Source organism: Leuconostoc fallax KCTC 3537 (assembly GCF_000165675.1).
GTDB lineage: Bacteria > Bacillota > Bacilli > Lactobacillales > Lactobacillaceae > Leuconostoc_B > Leuconostoc_B fallax.
Window position 1 is genome coordinate 1 of sequence record NZ_AEIZ01000023.1, and the last position, 12028, is coordinate 12028.

The 12028-nt window shown below is 35.4% G+C and carries 10 protein-coding genes, 1 tRNA gene and 2 pseudogenes; 3 read left to right on the top strand and 10 right to left on the bottom strand.

The window, feature by feature from the left end; genetic code table 11:
* Positions 1-771 precede the first annotated feature (771 nt).
* The 5 genes and pseudogenes from LEUFL_RS11880 to LEUFL_RS0106615 form a co-directional block, all read right to left on the bottom strand.
* Positions 772-2858, bottom strand: a pseudogene (locus tag LEUFL_RS11880) (DNA topoisomerase).
* Between the two features lie 48 nt (positions 2859-2906).
* On the bottom strand, positions 2907-3290 hold the full coding sequence (locus LEUFL_RS0106600; protein WP_010008336.1) for a DUF3021 family protein: 384 nt from the start codon (positions 3288-3290) through the stop codon (positions 2907-2909).
* Entirely contained in the window at positions 3277-3744 is a 468-nt protein-coding gene (locus LEUFL_RS0106605; RefSeq protein WP_010008338.1) for a LytTR family DNA-binding domain-containing protein, read from the bottom strand. The genes LEUFL_RS0106600 and LEUFL_RS0106605 overlap by 14 nt, the downstream gene beginning before the upstream one ends.
* A gap of 38 nt (positions 3745-3782) precedes the next feature.
* Entirely contained in the window at positions 3783-4550 is a 768-nt protein-coding gene (locus tag LEUFL_RS0106610) for an MFS transporter permease (RefSeq protein WP_010008340.1), read from the bottom strand.
* Positions 4551-4552: 2 nt separating this feature from the next.
* Complete coding sequence (locus LEUFL_RS0106615) at positions 4553-5416, bottom strand: ATP-binding cassette domain-containing protein (RefSeq protein ID WP_010008341.1); 864 nt, start codon at positions 5414-5416, stop codon at positions 4553-4555.
* Between the two features lie 242 nt (positions 5417-5658).
* Here LEUFL_RS0106615 and LEUFL_RS0106620 point away from each other — a divergent pair.
* Positions 5659-5730 (top strand) — tRNA-Glu (locus LEUFL_RS0106620).
* A gap of 44 nt (positions 5731-5774) precedes the next feature.
* On the opposite strand, the gene LEUFL_RS13320 is transcribed toward LEUFL_RS0106620, so the two are convergent.
* The 3 genes and pseudogenes from LEUFL_RS13320 to LEUFL_RS11890 all read right to left on the bottom strand — a co-directional run bounded on the left by LEUFL_RS13320 (position 5775) and on the right by LEUFL_RS11890 (position 8946).
* Positions 5775-6671 (bottom strand): DNA/RNA helicase domain-containing protein, encoded by an 897-nt coding sequence (locus LEUFL_RS13320; RefSeq protein ID WP_141557420.1) that lies wholly within the window; start codon positions 6669-6671, stop codon positions 5775-5777.
* Positions 6672-6694: 23 nt separating this feature from the next.
* Positions 6695-7528: a DNA/RNA helicase domain-containing protein gene (locus LEUFL_RS13325; RefSeq protein WP_141557421.1), complete on the bottom strand. Its 834-nt coding sequence runs from the start codon at positions 7526-7528 to the stop codon at positions 6695-6697.
* A gap of 18 nt (positions 7529-7546) precedes the next feature.
* Positions 7547-8946: pseudogene (locus tag LEUFL_RS11890) on the bottom strand (DUF2130 domain-containing protein).
* Between the two features lie 196 nt (positions 8947-9142).
* Between LEUFL_RS11890 and LEUFL_RS0106635 the strand changes: the two are divergent.
* Positions 9143-9649: a type 1 glutamine amidotransferase domain-containing protein gene (locus tag LEUFL_RS0106635; RefSeq protein WP_010008342.1), complete on the top strand. Its 507-nt coding sequence runs from the start codon at positions 9143-9145 to the stop codon at positions 9647-9649.
* Between the two features lie 59 nt (positions 9650-9708).
* Here the strand turns inward: LEUFL_RS0106635 and LEUFL_RS0106640 are convergent, their stop codons facing one another.
* Together LEUFL_RS0106640 and LEUFL_RS0106645 are read right to left on the bottom strand one after the other, a co-directional pair.
* On the bottom strand, positions 9709-9933 hold the full coding sequence (locus tag LEUFL_RS0106640) for a hypothetical protein (RefSeq protein WP_010008343.1): 225 nt from the start codon (positions 9931-9933) through the stop codon (positions 9709-9711).
* A 77-nt stretch (positions 9934-10010) separates the two neighbouring features.
* Positions 10011-11369, bottom strand: coding sequence for a flavocytochrome c (locus tag LEUFL_RS0106645; RefSeq protein WP_050792589.1), 1359 nt, complete (start codon positions 11367-11369; stop codon positions 10011-10013).
* 116 nt (positions 11370-11485) lie between these two features.
* Between LEUFL_RS0106645 and LEUFL_RS0106650 the strand changes: the two genes are divergently transcribed.
* A complete protein-coding gene (locus tag LEUFL_RS0106650; protein WP_010008346.1) occupies positions 11486-11977 on the top strand; it encodes a GNAT family N-acetyltransferase in 492 nt (163 codons plus the stop codon).
* The last annotated feature ends 51 nt before the right edge of the window (positions 11978-12028 follow it).

Genomic DNA, 12028 nt, shown 5'->3' on the forward strand with positions numbered 1-12028 from the left:
AAACGTAAAAGTTTGAAGTATCTGTATTTTTTGGCAATTTAGTTGTGGAATCAAGATGTTAAACAGCCTTAAAATAATGATTAGAAATCGTGGACAGTGATTTAACATTAATGTATGACATTGGTACAATAGAATAAGGAGTGTCTTACAAATCAAAAATCAATTAGTGAAATTACAAAAACATTTCCGTAATTTTACCAATTGATTAAACATCTGGTAAATGACTTGCAATCCGCCACATATATTTTAGTTAACATAATATATATTATCGAAAGCTATGTTAACTAAATCTCTTTAAATACATACACTAACAGCCTATACATGGCTTATAAATTATTACTATTTCTATGTATTCTTCATATGTTTTAATCATTCGTATTCTAAAACTCGCTAAAACGCCTGTAAACGTTGATTTACAGGCGTTCCTTATTAAATGCTTCTTAAGCTATCCAAGATATAATCGCTTATAGTAACAATTAGCACCAACTTTTAACTAATAAATAAATTATTTTTGCAATAACTACAGTTATTTAACTTAACAATGATTCATAAATACGAATAAATTGGTATTATTAACTAATTTTTCATAATTCCACGGATAATAAGTATATACTCTAGGAATTCTTGATTATCGCAAATTAGCAAGCCAATATTCCATTTATACGCTTCAAAAGTATTAAAATCATCATATTTATTCTCTAACTTTAATTAAGTACTGATAATAATTCGTTCAACCATATGCAAATAAAATAAAACAACAACGATATATTTTTACTTTGGATTCAATTTAAAACCATAAAACGCATGACCTTTAAACGTTTGTTTAGCCATTTTACCAGTTGCTGTATACTGTTTGCCACGTTTTGATTTTGCTTCAAAGCTAATGATTTGACCCTGTAATAGCTTTATAATTTCGTCCTCTGTAAAAACATGACCGCTCCATTCTTTAGCAAAAGAAATCATTTCGCCATTAAATTGACCAGTTATTTTTTCAGAAACTTTTCTTTTGGGTGTGGCTTTTGGTTTGCCCAAAAGAGATTCTAATGACTCAGCATTTTCTAACATAATTGGCATATCATGTATCACAACCTGGGTTACCGATTCGAGCAACTTAGACATTGTCATATCAAAGCGACCAACTTGATCCATCATTTCAAATAAACGTTTGGTGATTTTTGGCGAGGCAATCCATGTTCCTTTAACCATAACGGCTGAAACTTGACCCGTTTCAGTTAAAGTTAATTTACCACGCAATTCTTTTATCATCGCCTTTGTACCACGGCTCATATCAGCTAATGTTGATACTCGAGTCGCACCAGTGCCAACATTATGCTTTTCCAAAAATGCCATAATCCACTTTGTTGTCGGTGCTTGTGGTTTTTATTCGCCCCTTCATACAGATATGGACCAGCCATCGGTCCCAACTGTTTCCCCTGCGCTTGATCATCATCATGTTCATCGTCTACTTTTACAGCACGTTGTGAATCATATACTGCCTTAAAGTTCAATTCAATTGGTACATTAAAAGCAGTTTTAAAAGTTGGATAATCTTTTAAATCAGCCGTTACATGATCATATACATAATCTTCAGCAAGCATTGCAAGGTAGTTTTTTGCTACAATTTCGTAAATAGCTTGTGCACTAGTACCAAATTTGGACAAATCGGTTAAACTTGTTGGTACGGATTCCCCTGGCCTATTAGCGCCGTGAGCCCCTTTTGCTTTAACATGCGTTGATCGTGGCTGACGATGCGTTAGTAGCTGCGGATCCACATTTACAACTTTCGCAATCTGATCAATCTTAGGTAATAGTTCGTTAAATTGTTCTGGTGTTACGGTTTTATCTTCCGTACGTGGATATGACACAATCTGCGCTTCATACATTTTTTGATAAGTACTGAGAACTTCTTTGGAAGAAAAACCACGTGGTGCCAAAATGGCTGCTAAACCAGCTAAATCAAGTAATTTCCCAGGTATTTGTTGACGAGTTTGATGTTTCTCGTTATTAATTGCACTGTCATGATACTGCATCATATCGTTTTGTGCTTGTGCTTGTGCTTGTGCTTTGGTTGCAAAACGCCAAGGTATATTCTCGTCATTTGAAACGGCGCGACTAAAAACATGTCCAGCAGGATCTTTGAATTTCACTTCAAAGTAAGGCTTCTTAATGTATTGTTTAATTGCTTCAAGTTGCGCATAAATTTGCCAAATAATAACAGACTTTAACCGACCTTCACGGGCAACGACCTTATAACCTTGCTTTTTTGCCGCTGTGGTCGCAATGCGTGTGAGCTGCATTGAAGCAAAGTCCCATCGATTACGACTTTCACCTTTGATATAATCCCCATCTTGATGTTTATCGGAGACATCACGTAAATTTTTCATGGCTGTTTGAATACCGTGCGATGATTCGTCCATAAAATTAGCACGCAATACTACTCCGTGCCACTTAATATCTTCTAATGCTTCCCAAGCTAATAATTCTCCTTCACCAGAGGGATCTGTATCGGTTGCAATCACAATCGCATCGTAATCAGTCTGCGATTCTTTCTTTAACTCATCGACTAATTTTTTTGTGGATTCTATCTTTCCTGTGCGCATATTACGCTGACGAATATACGTTCGTGCCCAAGAGAAATCGGATAACTGCCAGGGTAAATGTTTAATCTGCCAGGATTTATACTGCTTTTTTAAGTCCTCAGAAACCATTGCTTCCGGATCTTTTAGCGTCATCACATGGCCACGTAAATGTGTAATTTTATAGGTAAATGTGCCAAACGTACCAGTTTGACCACCTAATGCTTTGACAAAGTTTGCGGCAGCAGACGGTTTTTCAGTTAGAATAAGATATTTTGGCATAAATAGATGACATGACTTTCTAAATTTATCTTCTTCTATTCTAACAGATTATGATTGTGACTTCTTTTTCTTAAGCTGTTCATTAATTCGACGAGCGTTGGCACGTGCTTGCTGCCGAATATAAATGAAAATAATGATATAAATTATGATGAATGTGGGAACATTACTGAGCACAATTTTCAAATCACCAAATGTTAACCAAATAAAGAAACCGTAGGTAAGCATTTCCAATATAAAATGGCTGATAAACTGTGTTAAAAACGTGATTTGATCATATCTGAACACGATAGATAGTAACCCCATTATTGCACTCATTGTCATTAACAAGCCAAATTGCGGTATAGATAATGTGGTATGATTTAACGTTACAGATAATAGTGATAGGAATGATCCAATGCCAACACCGATTAATATATCTTTAAACTGTTTCATTGTCTGCCCTCCCCTCTAAGCGATTCAAGATATTTTTAATAAATCTTCGTGATACGGTAACTCGGGTTCCGTCTGTTAAAAAGGCATAATAATTACCAGAAAATGCGGATTCCATGCGTACTAGTGCGTTTAAATTAATAGCCATTGACCTTGAGATTTGTACGAATAAATGTGAAGTATTAGAAGATAAAAATTGCTTCAATGTTTTGCGAGTGGTTAGCTGTTGTTGTTGTTTTAATGTTACAGATAAATCATTGCCAAAACTTTCCACAATTAAAATATCTGATTGCGCCACAACGTGAATGTCATCGGCTGTTTTGATTACCAATTTATGTGTTTCAACTGTTTTTGTTTGTAGCTGTTTTGCAATAGCTGTCATTTTTGTTAAATCGTTTCCTGAAATGACAACCTCTATATCATTTAACGATTCATTCACATTGATTTTAATTTCCATATATATCCCCATGTCGCAACATACTTACTAACTTAAAACTATTTTATCAAAATACGTAGTGATGACATATGCCTTTTAGCATAACGATAATATTGCGCCAGACAAAATAAGACAACTGTTATGAATAAAAACACAATCATTTTAAACCATTGCGACTGCATGTCTGATAAAAATCCTGTTGCCCAGTGTGCTTTAAGCGTTTCCCGAAAAATTGAAAATGGTATCCATTGCATCACGCTTTCTATTGTACTAGGTAGTTGAAACGTCCCCATGCTTCCAGTTAAAAATGCGATACCAAAATAAAATACCATTGCTACACCTTGTATCAAATGAAATCCTTGGAATACTTGTGCAATCGTAAATGCTAGTAAATACAATGATAATGATAAAATGCTGATACTTGTAAAGATATTGATCATACTTAAAATAGACAAATTTGGTAATGGTAAAATGTGCAGCAATGTTAAACAGTAAATAACAGTAATGATATTTACCAAAATGAACACTGAGACAAACTTTGCGATGAGCTGTTTTGCCAAACTATAACCAAATAAAACAAGTCGATCGGTTACACCATCTGTCGTATCCCGTCCAAAAGCAATAGTAAAAGGTAATATTACCAGTCCCAATGGAATCATCGGCAATAGTGTGGCAAATAGCCCTTTGGCCAATGCTTGGTTAGCTATAGGATCAGGCGTTGCATGATAGTTACCGATGGCTAACATAAGTGGCAATAATCCACCGACAATCATGGCAAGGCTATAACCGACCGTATTTTTTAACTCGAATTTGATATAATGCCACATGATTATTGTCCCGATCTTTCTTTTGTAATACCTGATAAAGCATTTAAATAAATCAAATTAATACTATTTTGTGTTACGGAACAGAGATATCCCTGTTGGTTTAAATGGTTAACAATTTGTTGCTGATGACTTTTGTTTTTGCATGCAATGACAGTTTGTCCCTGTTCACCACGAACTATTTGATAGTCATTTAGCACAGTAACACCTTCTGGACAATCAACAATAATAGCTGAATAACCTATATATTTTTCAAATAAGGTGGTGATACGCCCATAATCAATAACACGCCCATGATCGATAATCAGAAGTTTATTGGCTAATTTTTCGATTTCATCGAAATAATGTGTAATGAGTAAAATCATGGCGGGCTTATTAGCATACCAACTTTTAATTTTATTCATTAAGTTACAGCGCGTTTCAAAATCTAAACCCGTACTCAACTCATCAAAACAAGTTAACGGTGCATCTTGATAAAGTACCATGATGATAGTTAAGCGTTGCTTTTGGCCACCAGATAACTGTGAGAATTTCTGATTTAAATTCTTTTCAAAATCAAAAAACTTAACTAGTTCAATCAATCGTTGATTTTTTCGGTAGCTTGTCTGCAGTAGCCCTTCCAAAATGGTGCGACAATTCACAGTCGTCGGATAATTATTTTCTTGTAAATGCACTGCAATGTGGTTAGGTTTATTAATTTCACCACTATAAGCCACCTGATTCGTCAGTGCTTTAATAAGTGTTGATTTTCCAGCACCATTACTGCCGATAATCCCAACAATATCATGTTCTAATATCGTAATATCACAGCCCATGTCCAATGCGACAAAATTACCGTAGTTCACTTTAATATGTTTCATTTCTAGCATATGGTTGCTCCTTATTAATATTCTATGGTGCCAGCATAACAGCGTTAATCAGCAAAAAACCGCTTTCTGTGATAAGCGGTTTAAATATGTAGATATGTTGCATTTTGTATGACCTAAAATATGGACAATCTTGAAGTAAATTAATATAAAAAATGCTGACAAACAGCAAAAATATATTGACGAATCTGTATATTCTTGGTATTCTAATATAGTTGTTTATTACGAACAACGTAATTGACCATGGCTCGTTGGTCAAGTGGCTAAGACGCTGCCCTTTCACGGCGGAATCGAGAGTTCGATTCTCTCACGAGCTACTAAAAAAGCTGGAACTTCGGTTCCGGCTTTTTTGTTTTATGCATTAATTATTTTGAGCGTCTAATAGTGCTTTTTGTAACTCCGAATCAACAGCATATAAAAATAATCCATGAACACCGCGTTTAATAAGGACGTTTAATTCATTTTTTAAATGTTCTACTGCATGGTCTTTCCCGTTACGTTTTTTAATGGCATTTTTATTGGCTGAGGCAGATGAATCAAATGACACTTTACCATCACGATATATTACTGAGGGACCAAGAATTAACCCAGCATAATTTAAATCAAATCCTTGAATAGTAAATGTTGAACCAATCTCATTAATAGAATAATCAGATTCAGCCCATGATAATCCACGATTACGTTGCTTATCTTTTGAAGTTCTTGTTTCTAGATTCCAGGGTAATTCCAAATTATCAGCTATAACAGTCCACTTATCATTCTTTCCGTATCCACTTTTACCTTGTTTATATTCCCAATCAAAAGTAGCTAACATCCTAGATAATCCATTCTGTTGATCTTTAGATTTATGAATAATTTCGTGATACATCTTTAGAGGATCTTCAAAAATTTTAAGATCATATTTATTATCATACGGAATTGCATCAATACTGCCTTCAACAAAATTTTCAATCCATTTAATTGTTTCGTCAGATGCATCAATTCTAAATTGATCTTCTAGTTTAACCACACAATTTGCAGATAAGAACATGGTTGCAATATGCTCTGAATCGATATGTTGTTCAGAGCGTAAGATTTGTTTTTGATCAAAAACAATTACGGTTACTTTTGCACGCTTACGAATTTCATCCAATTGCCATCCTGATTTCCAAGATTGTTTTCCCTGCGTCCATAATAAATGTGCCTCATCAACTAATACCACATCAGCCTTACTGTTAACGGGCCGATGATTAATCCATGTGGTTGGTTTTTTAACTATATCGTGGTTTTTAGTAGAGAGTCCTAATTTTTATCGTGGTTTTTAGTAGAGAGTCCTAATTTTTTAGCAATTTGATCATAAACTGTTAATTGTTCGTCATGGTTAACAAGTAAATAAGAATCTAAATTATTAATGATTGGATTTGCGAATTCTCCTTGACCATGTGAAGATAGTTCAAAAAATAATGAACTCAATAATACTGTTTTCCCCGTTCCTGCTGCACCATCAATAATAATTAATTGGCCATCATCTTCAGTAGATAATGCCGACTCTATTCTCGAAATAATTTCATTTTTAGCCTTACGTTGTTTTTCAGATAATTTATGAAATGGACTGGCTTTAAAAAGTGCAGAATCTCTGACGACGTTTAGTGGTGGTATCAACTCTTTATTTTCGTGATGAAGTTTATTCCAAATTTTATGAAATATTTCATCAGTCATATTAGACGTATAGTATTGACCTTGTTGGTTACCACGACCATTTAACGATTTTACTCTATCAATCCCCATCATATTATTAATTAAACGATTCTCTATATCTAGTGTCATAGATTTAGTGAACATATCATGCCCAATTGCATATACATGAGGATTGTGTGTTAACTTCTGTAATTTATCATTTTTATCGTTAAGATGTTGACGTGTTCGCTGTTCTAACCGATTTGCCTCTCCTACATATACATCGAACGTACTTTTTTGGTACTTACTGCTAGTTTTGTTTTCGTCTTCTACAATGTATACAATAGGATAATCAAAAAACAATTTCTCATCCTGAGTTAATGAAAGAGTATGCTTCAAATAATCTAACCCATTTTGTGAATATTCAAACTGTCTAATTTTCGGTGTGTTTACTGTCATACTATTGCTATCCCATATTTATTTAATCATAGCGTCATTGATACTCTCAAACTTCGCCTTCATTGTTGGATTACCTCTCGTCAGCTTTTTAACACTAACATCATCTAGCTTATTATTCGCTAACCTTAATTGATTTTCAGATGTGGTTAAAGCTTTCTTAACGCTTTCCATACGGGCAATCGACTTATCAATCTCTTCAATCGCTTTTTTAAAGTTATTTGCAGCGCTTTGATAATTTTTACCGAATGCATTTTTAAAGCTAGATAAATCACTCTCAAAATGTGTGATATCAATATTTTGCTCGCGGACTTGCTCAAGTTCTTGCTTGTAGGCAACACTATTTAACGCAGCATTACGTAGCACACCAATAAACTGAATAAAGAATTGTGGTCGAACGACATACATTTTTTCGTAGTCTGTTACTTGGACAATACCCGTGTTGTAATAATCATTATCTGCTTCAAGTAATGAAACCAACACCGCATATTCAGTCTGCTTCTCACGACGGTCCTTATCTAATTCTTTAAAGAAATCAGCGTTCTTATGCTTCGTTGCAGTAGTATCTGCTTCATTTTTCATATCGAACATAATACTAATAAATTCAGTACCATCTTGATAATCTCTAAAAATAAAGTCACCTTTAGAATTCGTTTCGGATAATTGATTATCCTTTTCGAAATATGCATTAGGAAAAGCATACGGTCGAATTTTATTAAACTCATTAAGTGAATATTGTTCTAAGCTTTCACCAATTTCTTTTGTTGATTGACGTGCTTTAAAATCTTTATAAAATTCGACTTGATCAGTTGCCGCTTTAAGTTGGGCTTCATATTGACCTTGAACCGTGGCTAACTGTAATTGTTTTTCTTGATCTTTTAATTTTAGCTGTGTTGTTAATTCAGCAACTTTTTGATCACGTTGTGCGAGTTCATTTTGAACGGCAGCCTCTTTTTTAATCAAGGCATTTTCTAATTCAGATTGACTTTGTTGTCTGACAGCTTCAACTTTTGATGTCAACGATGTAATTTCCACTTGTTTTTGAGCTAATGTGTCCTGTAGGTCCAAATCTTTTTCATGAGTTGTGCTTGTAGTTCAACAGCATTTTGCTGTGAAATACCTTTTAGCTGCGTTTCTAGTGCAACAATTTTATTTTCTTTATCGGTGATAGATGTCTGCAATGTTTCTTTTTGATGCTGCAGTTGCGCCGTTAATTCGGCTTTTGCTTGCTGACGTTGCTGTACGAGCCACTCTGCCTTAGCTTGTGCTAACTTATCATCCAGTATTTCAGCTATTTTGCCATTGATAATTGATGTGTCAATGTTTTGCTCATCCGTTAAATCAATACTATCTCCTACTTGGGCAGCCTCATCTAACACTAATTCTGTCTGTGATGCGATATGAAATTTAATTTTTGCCATGTCTGGACATCCTTTAAAACATGCTTTACCAAAGTTGGTCGTAATGCTTTTATTATAGCAAAAATACATTTATGAATGATATTTCTTCCCATAATATTGTGCTTTGAGCAGTAAACATACCTTACTTCTCTATCGTGAGTATAATGAAAATAGAATAATGTATTTTGTATGATTGTTAAAAATGAGGAGGTCATTTATGGCAAAAGTAGCTGTTCTAGTCACAAATTTATTTGAAGATATTGAACTCACTGACCCGGTTGGCGCCCTAAAGGACGCCGGTCATACCGTAACATTTATTGAAAAAGACGCTGATAATATTGTTTCTGGTAAGCATGGTACAGAAGTCACTATTGACGCTGGCATTCACCATGTTTCACCAAAGGATTTTGATGCGTTATTATTACCTGGTGGTTTTTCACCTGACCAATTACGAGCAGATGAGCGTTTCGTTGACTTTGTCCGCTACTTCTTATTAGCAGACAAACCAGTATTTGCGATTTGCCACGGACCGCAACTCTTTATTCAAACAGGATTAGCTAAAGGTCGAAAAATGACGGCTTATAAGAGTGTACAACCAGATTTGTACTATGCTGGGGCAATCGTTAAAGATGCATCTGCGGTAGTCGATCGTCAACTGGTGACAAGTCGTAATCCAAACGATATTCCTGATTTTAATGTCGCTATGTTAAAGGTATTAAGTTAATACCACATAAAAAAGCAGTTGTTGTGACTAACCACAATAGCTGCTTTTTATATATGTTGTTATTGATAAAATAGACCACTTAAGACAGCAACCAAAGCCAAAAATATAATACACAATAATAACGTTATACTGGTTAATTTTATCTTCCTTTTCGTACGCGATAAATCAACCTGTTTCACTTTTTTATACCACAATTCAATGAAAGTGGTGATAAGAAATAGTGCAACAACCAAAACAAGCATGATGGCTACTGGTATCAAGCGGCCTAAGAATCCTACTGTCATAACTACAGACACCTCCTTCTGCCATTAAAACCATCATAACGCCGAATCGTTGTTTTTGTACACTGAAGTGCTCGCTTTTAATTGACTAAACGTTGAATGTATTGCGCAGCTTGGCGACCAGCTTGTTGTCCAAAAACAATCGTTTCAGCAATTGAATTTCCCCCAACACGGTTATCACCGTGTAAACCACTGGTCACTTCTCCAGCCGCAAAGAGACCATGAATAACTTCTTGCTGTGCATTCATCACTTCTGTTTTAGTATTAATTCGAACACCACCCATAGTGTAATGGACAGCTGGTTGGATCCGTATGGCGTAGAATGGTGATTTAAACGGTAGTTGTTGCGACAGTATTGGTCGCTTAAAATCTGGATCGTTGTGTGCTCTGACGCTCTTCTCCCAATTTTCTAGGGTGTCTCGTAGTCTCTTGGTATCCAAATGTGTCCGGGTTGCTAGTTCTGAAATTGTCTCTCCCTGCTGAACAAAGCCCATTTTGTCATAAAAATCGACAGCCTGACTACGTTCACGAATACGTTGATCAAAAATCAAAAAACTATCGTGTTCAATGGTTGCAGAAACAATCTGTCGATCCGCTAGTTCATTTACAAAGCGCTCTCCTTGATGGTTAACAAGAATCGCCCCTTCACCACGCAAAGCTTCACCGATTAAATAAGTGCGTCCGGTGACCTGATTAACGTGTGCAGTTGGATGAATTTGAATATTTTCTAAATTGCATAATTGCGCCCCAACATTTTCTGCTAAAAATAGACCGTCACCAGTAGCGCCTACTTGATTAGTAGTTGGGTAACCAATTAGCTGTGAGTATTGCTGAATGAGTTTCTGATTCGCAGCAAATCCACCTGTTGCTAGTATAACTGCTCGGCCGTCTAATACTGTTTCTTTTGATAACTCTTTTGTTGAAATGGCTACACCATTAATCCAACCTTGACTATTTTGCTTTAAAGCGGTGACTTTTGTAGATAATAAAATCGGTATGTGATACGTTTTTATCTGTGACAATAAACCATTAATGAGATATTGGCCGATTGGTGCTGTAGATGCTGGTCGGTGCGTTCGTTTCTTTGTCATACCTGCAGTGAGTGTAAGATCTTCAAGCAAAATATAATGTTGCGCTAACCATTCGATTGCTTGATTGCTATGCGCAACAAAATACTTTAATATAGCAGGATCATTCTTTTGGTGACCAATACGATACGTGTCATCATAAAACGACGTTGTTGTATCCTGAATACCTTTTTTCTGTTGTACAGTCGTTTCGGCAGCATTCATACCTGATGAAGCTCGTTTTGTATTACCACCAATACTTGGCATTTTTTCAATGATGATGGGCTTTAAGCCAAGCTCATAGGCTTGAATTGCACTGACTAGGCCCGCACTACCTGAACCAATAATAATAACGTCATAATTTTCATTCATATATCCCTTATCCACCACTATTAGCCCCCCTTGACAGATGTCATATACTTATCATAGCGAATATTACGGCTAAAAAGAAGATGCTATAATGGATTTAAATAACTAAGGAGTATGATATGAGAATCCGACCTTTAGAACGAAAAGATCTCCCATATGTTTATAATCAAGAGAATGCACGTGGTGTCATGGCACTATGGTTTGAAGAAGCTTATACATCATTTGATGAACTAGAACTATTATACGAAAAGCATGTTTTAGATCAAACTGAACGTCGCTTTGTTATCGATGTCGACGGACAATTTGCCGGTGTTGTTGAATTAATGTATATCGATGACTTACACCGTAATACTGAAATTCAAATCATCGTTGACAAGGATTTCCAAGGTCAAGGCCTAGCCCAAGAAGCAATGCAAAAAGGTATTGAATACGCTTTTAATGTTTTAAATATGTATAAAGTTTACCTGTATGTTGACGTTGATAATCAAGCTGCTGTTCATATTTATGAGAAAATTGGTTTCCAAAATGAAGGCCGTCTACGACAACATTTCTTCGCTGAAGGTCAATATCATGACAGTTTTGTTATGGGCATCCTAAGATCAGAATTTTAAAATTAAGCGCACAAAAAAAGAACGTCTGCTTTAAAGCTGTACGTTCTTTTT